Source organism: Nocardia sp. NPDC005978 (assembly GCF_040614455.1).
Lineage (GTDB): Bacteria > Actinomycetota > Actinomycetes > Mycobacteriales > Mycobacteriaceae > Nocardia.
The window spans coordinates 1-17,966 of sequence record NZ_JBEXUS010000005.1 but is presented as its reverse complement, the minus strand read 5'-3'; the positions used below and the strand labels follow the sequence as shown (position 1 = coordinate 17,966).

Sequence of the window (17,966 nt, the reverse complement as noted above, 5' to 3'; positions counted from 1 at the left end):
GGATGTGAATCGCCGCCGCCACCGTCGAATCGGCTGCCGGGCGCGGGCATCGGGAGCAGACTCGGACCCGGACCACACCGGAACCACGAAGGAGTTCCCATGCTCACCACCCGTTTCGTCACCGGCTCCCCGAACTGGATCGACGTGTCCACCCCGGACATCGAGGCCGCCGCCGCGTTCTACACCGGCCTGCTGGGCTGGACGTTCGCGCCCGGCGGCGCGGAGTTCGGCGGCTACAGCCAGTTCCTGGTGGACGGCAAGTCGATCGGCGGCGCGATGCAGGTCACCGCGGATCAGGGCGAACCCGGCTGGACCGTCTACTTCCAGTCGCCCGACACCGACACCACCGCCAAGGCCGTCGCCGCGAACGGCGGCAGCGTGCTCGCCCAGCCCATGGACGTGGGCAGCCTGGGCCGCATGGCGGTGTACGCCGATCCCGCCGGCGTCGCCTTCGCATCCTGGCAGCCGGGGGACATGGGCGGGCTCGAAGCGGTCACCACGCCCGGCTCGCTGAGCTGGCTCGAGCTGTACACCGGCGACACCACCGGCGCGCAGCCGTTCTACAACGCGGTCTTCGGCCACGACTTCACCGCCGTCGAGATGCCCGAGGGCGCGGGCGAATACACCACCGTCAACCCGGCCGACCAGGGTCCCGACGGGATGTTCGCGGGCATCGTGCCCCTGGACAGCGATCCGGTGGAAGCCGCGACCGGGCCGTACTGGCTGGCGTACTTCGAGGTCGAGGACGTGGACGCGGTGGTGGCCAAGGCCCTCGAACTCGGTGGCGCGGTGCGCTCACCGGCGGTGACCATGGCCGGGGCCGGACGCTTCGCCAAACTGTCCGACCCCTTCGGCGCCCGCTTCGGCGTGATCCGCAGCGAGAGTCAGCCGGGCTGACCCGAGCCGCGGGCCGCGTCAGCTCAGCTGAGCCACCGGCTCGACGGCGTGCGCGCCCGCCCGGCGTCCGGAGAACACGCAGTCGGCGATCGAGAGCCCGCTGACGTACGAGTTCGAGCAGACGCCAACGGCCGCGCGCCCGGCCGCGAAGAGACCGGGAATGGTGCCGCCGTCCTCGGTGCGCACCGCCCCGGTGTCCTCGTCGACCAGCAGCCCGCCCAGGGTAAGCATGGGCATCGGATAGCTCAGCCGCGCCTTGAACGAGATGTCCAGCAGCGCAAAGGGTCCCGCCAGCAGCGAACGACGGATGTCGGCGGGCTTGCCCATCGGGTCGGGCAGGTTCCCGGCGATCGCCCGGTTGTGCGCGTCCACGGTCTTGCGCAACGCGGCCGGTTCGATGCCCGCGCGCGCGGCGACCTCTTCGATCGTGTTGCCGGTGACCCGGCCCACGCGCAGCAGCCGTTCGGCCTGCATGCGCTGGAACCACACCGACTGCGGGCCGATCTGACGGCGCGCCTCGGCCTCGAGTTCGGCGTCCAGCAGCAGCCACGCGCGATTGCCCGGGCTGGTGGCGATGGCCGCGCCCAGCGCCGCGCCGTACCGCGATTCGTCGATCATGCGCTGGCCGTTGGCATCCACCGCGATGGAACCGAAGAAGGCGCTCGGGGGTGCGATGAACCGCCACGTCGACATGGCGTCCATCTTGCCGACGGCCGCGCCGATCTCCTGGGCCATGGTGATGCCGCTGCCGTCGTCACCGGCGGTGCCCAGCGGCAGGCCCTCGGCCCACGGGTAGGTGGGGGCGTGCTTGTTCACCATGGCGCCGTTGGCGATGAAGCCGCCGGTGGTCACGACGACCCCGGAGCGGGCCTGGATGCTGATCGGCCGGCCGTAGCGGCGTTCGAGGCGATCCAGCTGCGCCTGCACGGCCTTGCGCAGACCCGGGTGGTACACACCGGGTTTCGCGGAGATCTTGGACAGCAGCGTGAACCGGCGCAGCACCTTGGCGGGCGCGTCGGCCAGGGTGGTGGCGTGCACGCCGACCACGCGTCCGTTCTCGACGATGAGTCCCGTTGCGCGGGTGGCGGTTTGCGCCTTGACACCGCGCTTGGCCGCCGATGCCGCCAGCGGCTGGAAGATCTTCTTCCCGGAGACGCCGCGGCCGTGCGCGCGATGGCCGCGCTGGCTCGGGCGCGCCAATTCCCGGAAGCCGCCGGAGTTTTCGCTACCGGAGTAGTACAGGTAGTGGTCGTCGGTGGGGTACGAGGTCTTGTACGGGCACAGCGACGGATCGAACGGGACGCCGTGCCCGGTCATCCAGTCGATCATGGCCGCCGAGCCCTCGCAGAATCGGCGCAGGGTCTGCTCGCTCACCGCGTCGCCGACCTCGGCGCGCAGGTAGGCCAGCATGTTGTCGACGTCGTCCTCGATGCCGGCCGCGCGCTGCACCCAGGTGCCGCCGCCCGCGTAGACGATGCCGCCGGACAGCGCGGTCGCGCCGCCGCCGATGTACCGGTCGATGGCCAGAACCTCCGCACCGGTTTCGCGCGCCGCCAGCGCGGCGACCACACCGGCCCCGCCGTATCCGACGACGACCACATCGGCCGAAGTGTCCCAGGTTCGCATCGTCGCGTCGCCCACCTTCCGAACGGAGTCACCGTCCACCCTTGGCAAATGGACAGAACTATAACGCGTTCTAGTGATGCTCGCCACGCGGGTCCGGTGTCCGGTAAGTAGCCGAATCAGGCCGCGATGTGCGCGGTGACCTCGTCTATGTACGAGCGGAACAGCCGGCCCATATCCACGCGTTCGGGCGCGAGTAGCCACTGTAGCTGTAACCCGTCCATCATGGCCATGATCTGCCGGGCGAGCGCGAGGGTGTCCACATCGGCGCGGATGTCACCGTCGGTGACGCCGTCGTCCAGGGCCCTCGCGAGGAACGTCTCGACCGTGCGGTAGCGATTCACCACCCAGTCGCGCGCGGGATGGTCGGCGGTCACGGCCTCCCCGGTCACCACGGTGAACAGCCGGACCAGGCCGGGGACGTGCATGTTGTGTTCGACCAGCCGGGCCAGACGCTCGAGCGCCTCGATCCCGCGCAGGCCGTGTTCGAAGCCCAGGCGTTCGTAATCCAGCCGATCGCGATGGTCCAGCACGGCCGAGAGTAGCGCGGCCTTGGTGGGGAAGTAGTGCAGCAGCCCGGGCTGGGACAGGCCGCAGCGGGTGGCGATCTCGGCGATCGAGGCATTGCGATATCCGTTGTCGGCGAAGGTTTTCAGGGCCTCGTCGATGATCTGCTCGCGGCGGTCCTCGCCCCGTCTGCGGCGCTGGGGATGCGGACTCATGAGCACGGACAGTAGTCCGGTGCGCGAGGTTGCCCGAATCGGCAATGGTAACGAAACGATAACTCTACCTAGTGTCCGCTCGGTAGGCTGGGGGCGCGCTGGCACACTCGAGCCGACGGGCCCGGGTCGTTCGCCCACCGGCGCCCGAACGCGGCGGAACCGCTCGAATTCTGAGAGGACACGGCATGAACGAGGTCATCGGCGACCTGCTCGCCAAGCTGGATCTGGAAGCCAAGGTGCGGCTGGTGTCCGGTTCGGGCGTCTTCCGGTTCGCGGGCGAGGAGAGCATCGGCCTGGCCGAGATGCCGGTGTCGGACGGCCCGTCCGGCGTGCGCGGCGAGCTGTGGGACGAGCGAGATCCGTCGGTGAGCCTGCCCTCGGGTACCGCGCTGGCCGCGACCTGGGACCGGGAACTGCTCGGCGAGATCGGCGGGCTCATCGCCGCGGAGGCACGGCGCAAGAACGTGTACGCGGTGCTCGGGCCGACGATCAATCTGCATCGGTCCCCGCTGGGTGGGCGGCACTTCGAATGCTTCTCCGAGGACCCGGTGCTCACCGGGGAGATGGCCGCGGCGTACGTGTCGGCCGTGCAGGCGCACGGGGTGAGCGCGTGCCCGAAACACTACGTGGCCAACGATTCCGAGACCGAGCGCTTCACCGCGGATGTCATCGCCGACGAGCGCACCCTGCGCGAGCTGTACCTGTACCCGTTCGAGCGCGCGGTCGGCGCGGGCGCGTGGATGATCATGGACGCCTACAACTCGGTCAACGGCGTCACCATGACCGAGAACCCTTTGCTGGCCGAGCCTTTGAAGGGCGAGTGGGGATTCGACGGCGTGGTGGCGTCGGACTGGACCGCGGTGCGCAGCACGGCCGGCGCGGCGGCGGGCACCGATATCGCCATGCCGGGGCCGTGGGAGCTGTGGGGCGCGCCGCTGCTGGCGGCCGTCCGCGCCGGGGAGGTGCCCGAGGCCGCGATCGACGAGAAGGTGCGGCGCATACTGCGTTTCGCCGTGCGGGTGGGTGCGCTGAACGGAACACCGACGGCTCCACCGGCTTTCACCGACGAAACGGCGCAGCGGCTGGTGCGCGAGGCCGCGGCCAAGGCGATGGTGCTGGCCCGCAACGACGGCACGCTGCCGTTGGCCCCGGCCACCCGGGTCGCCCTGCTCGGCGCGGCCGCGGCCGAACCGCGTTTCATGGGCGGGGGCAGCGCCACGGTCATCCCGGGCCACACCACCGCACCGCTGGAAGGGCTTTCGGCGGTGCTGCCGGTGGAGTACACGCCCGGCGTGCACCTGAGCGATCACCTGATCCCGGTGCCCCTGACCCTGGTCACCGATCCCGAGACCGGCACGCCCGGGCTCTCGCTGCGCTACCTCGGCGGTGATCGGGTGCTCGAGACCGAGCACCGCGCCGCGGGCAACCTCATGCTCTTCGGCAACCCGAACGCCGTGCGCGCCGACGCCTTCGAACTCACCGGTCGCCTGCGCGCCGATATGGCGGGGGAGTGGCGGATCGGCTTCGCGGGGGTGGGCGAGTTGCGCTTGGCGATCGACGGCGAGACGGTGCTCACCGAAACCGTGCTCCCCGAGGGCTCGGATCCGGTGGAACTGCTGTTGAATCCGCCGCAGCGCTTCGTGACCCGGGAACTGGCCGACGGGCAGGAGGTCGAGGTGCGCATCCGGCTCGCGCCCGCGACGGCGCAGGGACTGCCCGCCATGGGCATCACCTACGCGGTGGGCCGTCCGCGCCGGGCCTCCGACGAGGAGTTCGCGGCGGCGGTGGAACTGGCGCGCACCAGCGAGGTGGCCGTCGTGGTGGTCGGCACCACCGAACAGATCGAATCCGAGGGCTTCGACCGCAAGAATCTGGAACTGCCGGGACGGCAGAACGAACTGGTCGCCGCCGTCGCCGCGGTCAACCCGCGCACCATCGTGGTGGTGAATTCCGGTGCGCCGGTGGAAATGCCGTGGCGCGACGACGTCGCCGCGGTGCTGCTGACCTGGTTCCCAGGCCAGGAGTTCGGCGCGGCGCTGGCCGATGTGCTCACCGGTGCGGCCGAACCCGGCGGCCGGTTGCCCACCACCTGGCCCAAGGTAATGGCCGACGTGCCGGTGCTGGACACCAAGCCCGCCGCCGACAACACCCTGCCGTACACCGAGGGCATCCACATCGGCTACCGCGCCTGGCTGAAATCCGGTGTGGCCCCGGCCTATCCGTTCGGCCACGGCCTGGGCTACACCACGTGGGAACTGTCCGATCCCGCCGTGTCCGGCCGGACCGCGACCGTCACCGTGCGCAACACCGGCGACCGCCCGGGCCGCCAGGTGGTGCAGGCGTACCTGTCCCGCCCGGACAGCGCGGTGGATCGCCCGGTTCGCTGGCTCGCCGCCTTCACCGCGCTGATCGTCGCGCCCGGCGAATCCGCCACCGCCACCATCGAATTGCCGGCCCGGGCCTTCGAGAACTGGACCGAGACCGGCTGGTCCGTCGAACCGGGCACCTTCACCCTGCACATCGGAACCTCGGTCGACGACCTGCCGCTGACGGCCGATATCGCCTGAGGTCGCCGGGGCGCGACGCCGGGTTCGCGGGGTTGGTCCGGGCCCGGTGCTCGCCCGCCGACGAGATCAGCCGAAGTTCTTCTCCAGCAGCAGGTCCACGATGTTGGGGAACAAATCCGGGAAGTCCATCGCGACGATGCCGTAATGCGCGGTGCGGGAGCGGTTCTCGGTGAGGTACCGCTCCACCTTCGGCAGGATCGCCTTGGCGTTGTCCTTGGGCCAGGCGTTGTCGGCGTAGCTCAGGAAGTTGATGTACTGCAGGGTGTTCTCCGGGTCGGCGGCTGCCTTGTCGAAACAGGCTCGCACGTGGTCGAACTTGTCGCCGCCCGAGGACGCGGTGTCGCCGGAGCCGCTGGCCGAGCCGCCCGCGGACCCGGAGTCCAGGCCCATGAGTCCCTTGCCCTTGTACCGGTCCTGCAGGTGGAAACGGCCGTCGGTGAAGGTGCCGTTGTCGCCGGCGGGCCAGCGCAGCGCGGGCAGGGCATTGGCGAACTGGGTGATCAGCACGATGCGGCCGCGCGCCTCGCCGAGGGTGGGCATCCGGTCGCCGATCCAGAACAGCGGGCGGTACCCCTTGGCATCGAGGTAGCCGTCGAAGACGCGGGCGAAATCCGCGCCGACGTCATTCTCGGTGCCGTCCTCCTTCTTGACCCGCATGACGAGCACCTCGTCGGAGCTCGCGGTCAGGAAGGTGCGGCAGCGGTTCAGGACGCCGTCGAAGGTGATGCCCTGATACGCGGGGCCGTGATAGAGGCCGAACGAATCGCCCATGTGGTCCTGCAGACCGTTCAGGCGGATATCGAGGAACCGGATGCCGTGCTCGAACTGGGCGGCCAGATCCCAGTTCTGGGTGTGCGCCCACTCGGTGCCGTTCGCGGGATCCACGCAGACCGAATCGTGAGTGCCCGGGATGGTCAGCCGCAGCATCGAGGTGCTGTCCGGCAGCGCCGACATCCAGGCCCGCGGTGCGCCGAGGGTGCGCTGCGACGGCGCGGCCTGCGCCCCCGAGACGGCGAGTCCGGTGGCGGCGGCGCCCGCGGCGGCGGCCACGGTGGCACGGACGAACTCTCGGCGAGTCAGCTTCATTCGGGTCCCTCGGTCTGCGAGCTTCGCACGCGAACGTGCGTATTCGAGCCGGGAGCCTAACTTGGACGCCGGACCAGCATGGTGGATTCGGTGGATTCTCGCCGCCGGGAATCCGGTCCCGAGCACGCTGATCAGGATGGTTCGGTGGTGAGGGTGATGGTGGTCCAGCCGCCGACATGGATGCGATCACCCGGGCGCAGCGGGACGGCCGTGCGGGCCGGGATCGGCGTCGGGCTGTCGTTGACGCACGTGCCGTTGGTGGACCCCAGGTCGGTGACCGTCATCGCCGCCTCCGTCCGGCGCAGGATCGCGTGCGAGCGGGACACCGCGATATCGGCGGGGGCGATGGACAGGTCGATCTCCGGATTCACCCCCTGCGAGGTGCTGCGCTTGCCGATGAGAATGTCGCCCTCGGGCAACGGGATTCGGCGCGCGGGATAGTAGGCGGGGAAGTCCACGCGGTCCATGTCCGGCCCCTTCTGCGCGCGCATGCGCTGGAAATGCGCGGGATCGGCGGTGATGGTCGCCACCCACGCCGGTGCGATATCCGGCGCGGGCCGGGGCGAGTCCACGGCGGGCGGCGGCGGAATCGGCGCGGCGGCAACCGGTTCCGGTGCGCCGAGCACCGAATCGAAGCCGCAATCCTCGCAGTAGCGGCCCTCCATCAGGGCCCCGCACCCCGGGCACTCGGTGACCTGCAGGGTGGTGGCCAGCGGTTCGGCGGCCATGGGCGAACCGCAGTAGTCGCAGTAGTCGGTGGCGACCGACTCGTGGCCCTCGGGACAGCTCGGCATTACTTGTCCGCCTCCCCGCGTACGCGAACGGTCTTGCGGGACCGCACGTTCAGTGCCATCTCATCCGCGGCGTCTACGCTCGAGCGCAGCCGCACGGTGCCGGTGCTCTCCTCCACCTCGACCACCGCCTTGAGCAGTTTGGCGGTGTTCTCGTTGCCGGATTCGCGGGCCAGCTCGACCGCGCGCTGCAGTTTGGCGGTGGCGACGGCGAGATCGCCGCGCTTGCGCGCCGCCAGACCCTCCTGCACGGCCTGGGCCAGCTCGGCCTGGCCGGTGTAGTGGGCCAGCCGGCGGCTGATCCGCGCGGACAGATCCGTGTCGGTCGTCCACACCGCCTTCACCAGGCCCTGGCCGATGACCTCGCCGTCGGCCACGACACTGACTCGGGCTGCGAGCTTTTCGCGCCCGGCCGGGGCGGGCTCCAGTTCCAGCTGGATGTGGTACCCGCGCTCCTCCGCGCCCCACGGCCCGAGCGGGTATTCCCCGATCTGCGCGGACGGTTCGGTGCGGCGTCCGGTGAAGTCCTCGAGGGTGGGATCGACCTGCTTGAGCAGTTTGACGCGCGCCCCCACGGGTGTCCACACCCGCAGGGTGAGCTCCGGAATCGCCTTGGCCAGTGAGGAATGCATCATGGCCGCGAAATCGGCGGCGAGCAGATCGGGCGTCTTGACGATGTCGACCGTGCCGTGCAGCGCGGCCGCGATTGCCTCCAGTTCGGCGGGCTCCCAATCGGTTCCGACGCCGCGGCAGTCACAGGTGAACAGGCCCTCCGAAGCGCGGATCTCCCCGGCCAGCCGCTCGGAGGTCTCGTGTTCGTTGCGGCCGTCGGTGAGCAGGATGGCGTGCACCATGGCGGTGGGATGGCGCTGGGCGATCATGCGGGACAGCCCGAGCCAGGTGCCCATGGCGGTGCCGCCGTGCGGATGCAGCTTGTCCAGCGCCAGCCGCGCCGCCTGGCGGGTCGCGCGGTCGGCCACCGCGGTCGCGCCGTCGCGCGGGTACACCACCTCGGCCTTGTCGGTGCCCTCGACGATGGCGAACCGGCAGCCGTCCGGCAGGACGTCCAGCGCCGCCAGGGTGGCGCGGCGCGCGCCGGGGAACTTGTCCGCCCCGGCCATGGAACCCGAGCAGTCGATGATCAAGATCTCCACGCGCTCCTGCGCGGGCGCGGCCACCATGAGATCGTCCGATGTCTCGACGCTGATGATCGCGTCGACGGTGCGCACCCCCTCGGCCAGATACTCGTTCTGGTCGATGAAGACCGAAAGGCCGGGTGTCTCTGCGGAACTCATGGTGCATCTCCTACTCGCTCGGAGAACGGAACGGGAACCAGTGCGACGGTGATGTTGTCCTTGCCGCCCGCCTGCAGCGCGTAGTCGACCAGTGCGCGGGACGCGGCCACCGGCGGCCCGCCGGTGGCTATGCGCGCCAGATCCGCGGGCTCGGGCAGGTAGTTCCACAGTCCGTCGCTGCACAGCAGCAGGACACCGGGTTCGCCGATGTGGGTGGTGCGCACGCAGTCCGGGGACCAGCCGTGCCGCTCGTTGTCCGCGCCGAGCCAGCGGGTCAGCACGTGCGCGTGCGGCGCGCTCATCGCGGCGTTCTCGTCCATGGCTCCGGAGTTGACCAATTCCTGCGCGAGGGAGTCGTCCAGGGTGAGGCGCTGGGAGCCGGTGGGTTCGGACCGCAGCCAATAGGCCCGGCTGTCACCGACATTGGCGATGGTGACCCGCGCGCCGCCGAGGTCGTCGAACAGCACGAGCGCCGAGACATACGTGCAGGACGGGGCGCGGCCGTCGGGGGTGCCGATGTCGTGCACCGCTTTGCCGGCGGCGGTGAGCCCGGCCAGTACCGCCTCTTCGGCGGGGCGCGCGGCGGACAGCGCCGCCAGGGTCGCCTCGACCCCGGCGCGCACCGCGGCGCCCGAGGCCGCCTGCGGGTCTTCCGAACTCGACACCCCGTCGCAGACGGCGATGACCACTCCGGCGGAGCCGCCGGCATCGGTCAGCCGGGCGGCCGCGACGGCGTCCTCGTTGTGCGCGTGGCTGTGTCCGCGATCGGTGACCACGCAGGTGATGCCGAGGTCGGCTTCGAAGCGATCGCGCACGCGCGGGCGCCGGCCACAGCCCGCGCAGAAGCCGTCGGCGTCGAAAACGTCTCCGCCGCAGCCGTCGCAGGGTCCGGGGGCGGCGTCGTCGAAGGTGACGGTGGTGCCGGTCAGCGGCGACGCGCCGCCCGCGAGCGCGGGTTCACCGGCGGGCAGGGTGACCGCGGCGGGCGCGAAGACACCGCCGTCGGGCGGCAGGGCGATGCGCTGCGGTACGAGTTCGCGGCCGCATTCCTCACAGAAGCGGTCGGTCTCGGCGGCGAAGGCGCCGCAGACCCCGCAGCGGGCGTTCACAGGGTGGTCCTGGGGCGGACGGTGTTGGCTTGTTCCACGAGGGCGATGCGCTCCCACATATCGTCGGTCTCCCGGGCCAGCTCCCGGTAGCAGCGTTCCAGTCCGGTCCGCACGCCCTGCTGATCGAGGGTCACCCCCAGCAGCGGCGCGGGATCCACGGGCGCCCGGCCCAGGCGCAGCCATTGCAGCGCCGCGTCGAGCACCCGCATACGTGCCTGTGCGGCACGACGTTTGGAGTCCAGGGTGAGGTGTTCGATCCGCGCCCCGGCATCGCGCAGCAGGGCCTCGGTGAGCTCGCCCGGGCGATCGACGGACAGCAGGGTGTCGACCGCGGCCACCCCGGCCTCGGTGTGCACCGCCGAGGCGCGATCCACCTGATCGAGCACCGCGACCGCCCCGGCGCGATCGTGCACCGAGCGGCGCAGCCGCGCCGCGCCGAAGGCGGCGCTGGCGTAGGAGCGGTCGGTGCGCCACACCATCTCGTAGTACTGCGCCGAACGGCGCAGGGCCGGTTCGGGATCCGCGCCGTTGCCGTGCCGCGCCATCAACTCCGCGGTGACCGCGAGCGCGAGCTTGGGCGCGGGCTCACCGGGCAGCGCGGTGTACAGCGCGTCGAGTTCGCCCGCGGCGGCGGGCCAATCGCGCCGCAGCAGTAGCAGCTGACTGCGATACCAGGTCGGCCGCCAATCCCCGGCGAAGGAATCGTCGAGCTCGTTCAGCCTGCGCTCGGCGTCGGCGACGTCGCCGAACTCGAGCGCGGCGCGCAGCAATCGGAGCGGAATCTCCACCGACTCGTCTTTGCCGGTGATGACCGCCTTCAAACCCGCGGTGAGTTCGCGTTCGAGTTCGTCGGGGCGCACCGCGGTGGAACTGGCCAGCAGTGCCGCGCCGGTGTCGGCGGGATCGACCAGCGGGACCGGCAGCGCCGCGATGACGGCGGCGGGATCATCGGCCAGCGCGTCCCCGATACCGAAGACCGCGCGCGGTGGCCCGAAGCACGCCGACAGTCCCGGCCGAGCCTGGCCGTCCTCGGCGGCGAGCACCTCGCGCAACACCCCGGTGAGCTGGTCCGCCATCTCCTCCATGGAGCCGAAGCGGGCCTGCGGATCGTCGTGGGTCGCGCGCCGCAGGAAGCGGTACAGCGAATCGTGCCGGGCCAGCAGGGGTTCGGCGTCCGGGGTGGGCAGTGGGCCGAGCTTGCCGTCCACCTGCGGGATCTTCATCAGCAGGACCGCCAGGGTGCGCCCGACCGTGTAGCACTCCGAGGCGACGGTGGGTCCGGTGTGCGCGACCTCGGGGGCTTGATAGCCCGGGGTGCCGTAGATGGCGCTGTGCTCGTCGTTCATGCTGATGACCGCGCCGAGGTCGATGAGGATCAGCTGTTCCTCGGCCTGCATCACGTTGTCCGGCTTGAAATCACAGTAGGCCAGCCCGCGCGAGTGCAGGTAGCCCAGCGCGGGCAGCATTTCCAGGACGTACGCGATGGCTTGGGCGGGCGGCAGATACGTGCCCTCGGATTCGCGCCGGCGCCGCAGCAGCTCCTTGAGCGAGGTGCCGCCGATGTAGTCCATGACGATGTACCCGACCGGTACACCGTCCGCGCCGATCTCCTCGGTGAAGTTGTGAATCGACACCACATTCGGATGTTTCACCCGGGACAGGAAGCGCCGTTCGGCCACCGCCGCGCGCATGGCGTCGGCGTCCCCGGTGTTGAGCAGGCCCTTGAGCACCACCGGCCGGAAGTCGAGCTTGTGGTCGATGGCCAGGTAGATCCAGCCGAGGCCGCCGTGCGCCAGCGGGCCGAGCACCTCGTACTGGCCGCTGAGCAGTTCGCCGCGAACGAGCTTGGGCGTGAAGGAGAACCGGGTACCGCAGTTGCCGCAGAAGCCCTCGGGCCGCCCGGGCTTGTCGCCGCGACTGCGGCCCACCGGCTGATCGCACTGCCCGCAGTGGCGCTGGTTCTCCGGCACCACCGGATCGGCCATGACCGCGGAGGCCGGATCGATGGGCGCCACCGGCGGGATCTTGACCATGCCCGCGCCCAGTCTGCCCCGTCCGGCCTGTCCCGAACGCGAACTGCCCGTGCGCACCGAATGACTCGCGGACCAGGCGGTGCCGCCCGCGGTGACCGGGCCGGAGGCGGGGCCGAGGGTGCCGCTGTGCTGCACGGCGGTGGCGGGCCGGGGTGGCGCGGCGGGCTGCGGTGCGGGCGCGAATCCGCAGACGTCGCAATAGCCGTCCGGCCCGATGGTTCCGGTGCAATCCGGTTCGGTGCAAGTCACGGTCGTCTCCCGGATTTCTGCGCGATGAGTTGCCGATAGTCCGCGACGGCCCGCGTGCAGGCGGCGAGATCGCAGGGTCTGCGGGTGAGCAGGCCGGCGGCGATGCGGTCGGTGGCGAGCACGTCGCGGTCCTCGCTGACACCCAGGCGTGCGGCCTTGGCCCGGTACGCGGACAGTCGCCCGCGCAGCTCGGATCGCCGGTCCAGCAGGTTCAGCGCGAGTTCCTCGGATTCGGTGGCCGCGGCGATGGCCGCGGTGAGCCGTCGCCGCAGATCCAGCAGCAGCTCGGCGGGCGCGGCCGAATCGGCCGCCAGCGCGGTGACCTCGGCGCCCAGCGCGAGGCTGTGATCGGCTGGGCGGGGGATCGGGCCGGCGAGAATCGTGCGCTCGACCGCGAGGCGTGCGAGGCCGGCGCGCTCGTGGGTCGCGCGCAAGGTGTCCACCCGCGCGCGCAGCCTTGCGATCGTGTCACCCCGGTCCCGGGTGATGGCCTCGATCTCGGCGCGCCGGGCGGTGAGATCATTTATCCGGGAGGCGATCTCGCCCAGCCGGTCGTCGAGCTCGGTCTTGGTCAGCGCCAGCGGGTCGGTGTCCGCGCGAGCGGCCAGCACGGCGATATCGGTTGCGCACGAGTGTGATTCGGGCAGCTCGGTGAGCGTGGCGATCTCGGCTCGCACCGGCGCGATCCGGCTCACGGCGCGCAGGTGCGAGCCCTCGATCGCGTCGAGCACCTCGACGATGCCCGGAAATCCGGCGCGCATCCGGGCCAGCAGGTCCCCGAACCCCGCGAACTCCACCCGTTCGGCGGGGCCGTCGAGTGCGCGCTGCGCCAGGGGAATCGGGACGCGCACGAGTTCCACCGGCTGTCCGCGCAACAGCCGGGTGAGTTCGGCGCGATCGCGGCTCTCGAGTCGCCGGCGCGCGCGGGCGGCGTGCACCCGGTCGATCAGGTCCCGCAGGCGTCCGAAGTCCGCCCACAGCCCGTCCAGCGCCGTGTGCGCCGGAGCCCAGCGCTCGGCGGTGCGGCCGGTCGGCGGGCAGCGGCGCACCAGTTGCAGCCCGGTATGCCGGTCCAATTCCACCAGGGTGGTGGCGATGGCGTCGATTTCGCGTTCGCGCGCGCCGATGTCATGGTCTATCTCGGCGGTGGTCAAGGTGCGGCCCGATGTCCCCGTCATGGCCGCTCAGTCGAGATATCGGGGCGCGGGCGGACCGGCGACGGGGTCGAGTTCGCCCGCCAGGTGTTTCTGGAAGAGCCGAGTCCAGGTGCCGTCGTTGCGAATTCGCTCGAGTACGCCATTGACGAAACGCACGAGGTCGGTGTCCTTCTTCTGCACCCCGACCGCGTAATTGTCCGCGGCCAGTGACTCACCGACGATGTGCAGATTCGGATCCTGCTTGCGCAGGCCCGCCAGAATGGGCATATCGGTGCTCGCCGCGTCGACCTGACCCTGTTGCAGCGCGGTCAGGCAATCGAGCCAATTGTTCATGCCGATCACCGTGGGCCGATTCGGCAGTTTGAAGATCGCTTCCAGGGTGGTGGTGCCGCGTAGCGCGCACACCCGGCGGCCTTTGAGATCCGCGGCGGACTCGATGCCATTGCCCTTGACGGTGAGAATGCGCTGCTGGGTCGTGAAATAGATACTGGAGAACTCGATTTCGCGGCGGCGCTCACAGGTCGCGGAGAACGTCTGCACCACGAGGTCGACCTGGTTCTGGACCAGTGCGCTCACCCGATTGGCGGTATCGATGGGATGCAGCTCGACCCGGCCCGGATCCCCGAACAGGTCCTGGGAGATCTCCTTGGCGATATCGATGTCGAAACCCTCGAGCACATTGGTCGCGGGATTGCGGACGCTGAACAGGAAGAGGTTCTGGTCGACCCCGACCCGCAGCTTGCCGCTCTCCACGATCGAGGCCATGGTCGAGCCCGCGGGCATCGCGCCCGAACGCGGCTGATTGACCGGGCGCAGACTCGCGGTGGGATCGCAGGTCGAGGGGGTGGTCGCCACCGGCGCAGCGGTGATCTCGGCGGCCCCCGGGGGGAGTCCGGGTCCAGGGTCCAGGATCAGGATCGGCGAGTCGGGCGCGTTACCGCCGCAGGCCGCGGCGAGGGTGGCCGCGACGGCCAGCAGGGTCAGGCGAACTCGTGGGCGGCGTGTGCTCACAGGAACTCCTTCAACCGTGGCCAGACCCCGAGCACGACCGCGGCGGCCGCGGCGAACAGCAGGACCAGGGTGCCTTGCGGGGCCAGGATCAATGCGTCGCCCGCCGCGTCGACGCCGTCGCGCACCCGCTCGCGGGTCTGTTCGAGGTCGGTGCGCAATGCCTCGTCGAGGGCGGCGAAACGGGCTGCGGCGGAGTCTGTTCCGGCGCCGATGGAGCGCTGTACCGCCGCGTTGTACTCGTTGCCGCGATAGGAGGCGATCTGGGCGACGTGGCTGTCCTGCCAGCTGGAGAACGCCTGTGTCGCGGGCGAATCCGCGCTGAGTACCGAGAGCAGACTGTCGCGCAGGGCGGTGCTCATCTCGGCGTATCGGGTCTCGCTGGCGTCGACGTCGCCGCGGGTGACCAGCAGCAGCGTCTCCTCGGTGCGCGCCTGCTGCGCGAGAATCCGGGCCTTGGCGAGTGTTTCGAAGCGCGCGGTGGCGCCGTGGTCGCCGGTGTCGACGGCGGTGGTGGCCGCGATCGTGGCGCTCGCGATCCACAGCAGGGTCAGCGCCGCCGCCCCGCCGGCGGTGAGCACGCCGAGATTGACCCGGCGATTGGTGTGCCGCAGCAGCTCTCGGGAGCCGATCGCGCAGCCGATCAGCAGCAGCACCAGCAGGACGACGCCCAGCAGCGGCGGCCCGGAGATGACGCGCTGTTGTTCGTGCAGTGCGGCCAGCCGGGTTTGCTCGAGTTCCTGCGCCTTGCTGAGCAGGGTGTCCTGCATGAGTTCGGACGCCTGGCGCAGATACGCCGAGCCGACGGGCAAACCTTGGCGATTGTTCGCGCGGGCGGATTCGACCAGACCGGTGTAGGTGGGCAGATCGGCGGCGATGCGCGCGACGATCTCGCGGGTCCGCGAATCCGAGGCGCCCGCGGTGGCCTCGGCCAGTGCCGCGGCGGCGTCGGCGAGGGCCTGCCGGTATCGGGTGCGCACCTCGGTGGATTCGATTCCGCCGGACAGGAATGCAGCCGAGGCGGCCGCGTCCGCCGCCGAGAGCGCGACGTACAGGCGCTGGGCGGCATTCGCCAGCGGCTCGGTGTATTGCAACACCGTGTCGCGGCGAGTTCGTTTGTCACCGAACTCGTTCGCGCACACCAGCCCGGAAACCAGGCTCACTATCACCAGACCCACCACGACCATGCCCATGCGGCCCGGCGCGGTACGCGCGAAACGCCGCAACCACCCCGCCCCGTCGCGGATTGTCGCCGGAAGACGACCCCTCACACCGTGCCCCCGTTCGACCGGCCCTTACTCCCCGTACGGCGATGGTACGGGAGGCTTTCGGTTGTGTCGATCGCATTCTGGGCGGTTGGATTTCGCTGGTGGCGTGCGATATTTCGCATCGGCGCCGGCCATTTATCGCACGGGGTATTCGCCATTTCGCGGCCGCGCACCGGCTCCGGAACCGGCCGAACCGGCGGCCGGACGCCGCCGCGTCCGCACAGGCCATATTCTGGGCGTGTGAGTGTGGATGCCATCGGGTCGGCCGGACCGCTGCCGCGTGGGCGGCACGGCCTGAGCCGGGAAGAAGTCGTCACCTCGCAGTATCAGCGGCTGTGCGGCGCGGTGCTGGAGGCGGTGGGTGAGCTGGGGTACGCGGCCACCACCGTCGCGGACATCGTGAGCCGCGCGCAGGTGGCCCGGCGCACCTTCTACGCGGTCTTCGGCGGCAAGGACGAGTGCTTCGCCGCGGCCTACGATCTCGCGGTGACCTCGGCCCTGGATCAGTTGCAGGCCACCGTCACGGGCATGGACGGCGTGCGCTGGGCCGATCGGGTGCGGTTCTCGTTCCAGATCTACCTGGGCATGCTCGCCATCCAGCCCGGCGCGGCCCGGGCGCTGTACGTCGAGACCCTGGCGGCCGGGCCGGGACTGGTCGCCCAGCGCGCCCAGGTGCACGAGAAGTTCGCCGACTACATCATGGCCGTGGCGCGGGTCGGGGTCCGCGACGGCGATCTCGCCGCGGAGCCGGATCGGGAGATGGTCGACATGCTGCTGGGCGGCATCGACGATCGAGTGCGAGCCTGTCTGCATCAGCGCGGCGCTGCGGCGCTGCCGGAATTGACGGACCTGTTCACGCGCACCGCCATCGCCATCGCGGGCACCCCGGCGGCCTGACCGCTGTCCATCTCCACAACCGGCGGCCCGGCGCCGCCGGGCGGCGTTGTCATCTGACACAGCGCCCGTGACAGCGGTCACGCCATCGCCCTACGTTCGCAAGCGAATTCGACGCGGAGTGTCGATTCACGCGATGTGGCGGGAGATTTCATGAGACCGATGAGCAGGACGCTGGGCGCCGCACTGTGCGCGGGGGTCACCGCGCTGGCGGTGCTGAGCGCGGGCGGTGTGGCCCGGGCCGATATCGGCACCGGCAGCGGATCCGGCAGCGATTCCGGTTCCGCGACGGCCAGCGTCGCGTCCGACGCGGTGGGCGAGGGACCGGAGGTGACGGCGTACCTCGCCGCCTTCGGATACGGGCTGACCCACCCGGACGCGGCCCCGCCCGGGGCGAACAGATGGAACTGCCGGCCCAGTGCGGAACACCCCCGCCCGGTGGTACTGCTGCACGGCACCTGGATGAACGCCTACGACAGCTTCGCGTATCTGTCGCCGCGCATCGCTCGGGCCGGATATTGCGTCTTCGCCTTCAACTACGGCCGCGAGAACCTGCTGACCGGCGGCGGCGTCGGAACGGTGCTGCCCGGCCGGCACGGGGTCGGGCCGATGGAGGACTCCGCGCGCCAGTTCGGGACGTTCGTGGACCGGGTGCTCGCGGCGACCGGGGCGAGCGCGGTCGACGTGGTGGCGCACTCGCAGGGCGGTCCGGTGGCGAGCCAGTACCTCAAATTCGAAGGGGGCGAGGGAAAGATAGGAAAGTTCATCTCCTTCGGCGCGACCAATCACGGCACCTCGCTCATGGGAATCGCGGCGCTCGGCCGGGCCATCAACAACCTCGGCCTGGACATCCTGGGCTTCTATCAGCCGATGCTCGGGCAGTCGAACATCCAGCAGGTGGTGGGCTCGTCCTTCTACGCCCGGCTCAACGCGGCCGGAGACACCGTCCCGGGGGTCGACTACACGGTGGTCGGGACCCGGCACGACGAGGTCTCCAACCCCTACCAGTGGACGTTCCTGCAGGCCGGGCCCGGCGCGACGGTCCGGAACATCACCCTGCAGGAGGGCTGTGAACAGGACCTCTCCGATCATCTGACTATGCTGTATTCCCCGCGGTCGGCGTCGATCGCGTTGCGGGCCTTGGGATCCGGGACTTCGCCGGAACTCGACTGCGCATTCAATCCCTGGTTGATCGGTGGCGGCGGACAGCTCTGAGCTCGTCCGCCCCGGATCGCCGGGCCTTCCCTCCGCCGCCGCCGGGCGGTCC

14 protein-coding genes are annotated in these 17,966 nt (G+C 70.6%); 4 read left to right on the top strand and 10 right to left on the bottom strand.

Features of this window, described 5'->3' with window-relative positions:
- Window positions 1-99 precede the first annotated feature (99 nt).
- Window positions 100-897, top strand: a complete 798-nt coding sequence (locus ABZ319_RS03460; protein WP_354984703.1) for a VOC family protein — start codon at window positions 100-102, stop codon at window positions 895-897.
- Window positions 898-915: 18 nt separating this feature from the next.
- On the opposite strand, the gene ABZ319_RS03455 is transcribed toward ABZ319_RS03460, so the two are convergent.
- The gene (locus ABZ319_RS03455; RefSeq protein ID WP_354984702.1) at window positions 916-2,538 is read right to left on the bottom strand and encodes an FAD-binding protein; all 1,623 of its coding nucleotides are present in this window, start codon (window positions 2,536-2,538) and stop codon (window positions 916-918) included.
- A 101-nt stretch (window positions 2,539-2,639) separates the two neighbouring features.
- Window positions 2,640-3,242 carry a TetR/AcrR family transcriptional regulator gene (locus tag ABZ319_RS03450; protein WP_354984701.1) on the bottom strand — a complete coding sequence of 201 codons (603 nt, stop codon included), beginning with the start codon at window positions 3,240-3,242 and terminating at the stop codon, window positions 2,640-2,642.
- 185 nt (window positions 3,243-3,427) lie between these two features.
- Here ABZ319_RS03450 and ABZ319_RS03445 point away from each other — a divergent pair, with 185 nt between their 5' ends.
- Window positions 3,428-5,809 carry a glycoside hydrolase family 3 C-terminal domain-containing protein gene (locus ABZ319_RS03445; RefSeq protein WP_354984700.1) on the top strand — a complete coding sequence of 794 codons (2,382 nt, stop codon included), beginning with the start codon at window positions 3,428-3,430 and terminating at the stop codon, window positions 5,807-5,809.
- A gap of 66 nt (window positions 5,810-5,875) precedes the next feature.
- Here ABZ319_RS03445 and ABZ319_RS03440 read toward each other — a convergent pair whose 3' ends face one another.
- From ABZ319_RS03440 to ABZ319_RS03405, 8 genes are all read right to left on the bottom strand, one after another.
- Window positions 5,876-6,895 carry a phosphatidylinositol-specific phospholipase C gene (locus ABZ319_RS03440; protein WP_354984699.1) on the bottom strand — a complete coding sequence of 340 codons (1,020 nt, stop codon included), beginning with the start codon at window positions 6,893-6,895 and terminating at the stop codon, window positions 5,876-5,878.
- Window positions 6,896-7,026: 131 nt separating this feature from the next.
- A complete protein-coding gene (locus ABZ319_RS03435; protein ID WP_354984698.1) occupies window positions 7,027-7,689 on the bottom strand; it encodes an FHA domain-containing protein in 663 nt (220 codons plus the stop codon).
- Window positions 7,689-8,981 (bottom strand): VWA domain-containing protein, encoded by a 1,293-nt coding sequence (locus ABZ319_RS03430; protein WP_354984697.1) that lies wholly within the window; start codon window positions 8,979-8,981, stop codon window positions 7,689-7,691. Before ABZ319_RS03430 ends, ABZ319_RS03435 begins: the two co-directional genes overlap by 1 nt.
- Window positions 8,978-10,090, bottom strand: coding sequence for a PP2C family serine/threonine-protein phosphatase (locus ABZ319_RS03425; RefSeq protein WP_354984696.1), 1,113 nt, complete (start codon window positions 10,088-10,090; stop codon window positions 8,978-8,980). The genes ABZ319_RS03430 and ABZ319_RS03425 overlap by 4 nt, the downstream gene beginning before the upstream one ends.
- The gene (locus ABZ319_RS03420; protein ID WP_354984695.1) at window positions 10,087-12,372 is read right to left on the bottom strand and encodes a tetratricopeptide repeat protein; all 2,286 of its coding nucleotides are present in this window, start codon (window positions 12,370-12,372) and stop codon (window positions 10,087-10,089) included. Before ABZ319_RS03420 ends, ABZ319_RS03425 begins: the two co-directional genes overlap by 4 nt.
- Complete coding sequence (locus ABZ319_RS03415; protein ID WP_354984694.1) at window positions 12,369-13,550, bottom strand: hypothetical protein; 1,182 nt, start codon at window positions 13,548-13,550, stop codon at window positions 12,369-12,371. The genes ABZ319_RS03420 and ABZ319_RS03415 overlap by 4 nt, the downstream gene beginning before the upstream one ends.
- Window positions 13,551-13,556: 6 nt before the next feature.
- Complete coding sequence (locus tag ABZ319_RS03410) at window positions 13,557-14,540, bottom strand: glutamate ABC transporter substrate-binding protein (RefSeq protein WP_354984693.1); 984 nt, start codon at window positions 14,538-14,540, stop codon at window positions 13,557-13,559.
- Window positions 14,537-15,808, bottom strand: a complete 1,272-nt coding sequence (locus ABZ319_RS03405; protein ID WP_354984692.1) for a hypothetical protein — start codon at window positions 15,806-15,808, stop codon at window positions 14,537-14,539. Before ABZ319_RS03405 ends, ABZ319_RS03410 begins: the two co-directional genes overlap by 4 nt.
- 237 nt (window positions 15,809-16,045) lie before the next feature.
- Between ABZ319_RS03405 and ABZ319_RS03400 the strand changes: the two genes are divergently transcribed.
- Entirely contained in the window at window positions 16,046-16,702 is a 657-nt protein-coding gene (locus ABZ319_RS03400; protein WP_354984691.1) for a TetR/AcrR family transcriptional regulator, read from the top strand.
- Between the two features lie 159 nt (window positions 16,703-16,861).
- Window positions 16,862-17,914 carry an alpha/beta fold hydrolase gene (locus ABZ319_RS03395; protein ID WP_354984690.1) on the top strand — a complete coding sequence of 351 codons (1,053 nt, stop codon included), beginning with the start codon at window positions 16,862-16,864 and terminating at the stop codon, window positions 17,912-17,914.
- The last annotated feature ends 52 nt before the right edge of the window (window positions 17,915-17,966 follow it).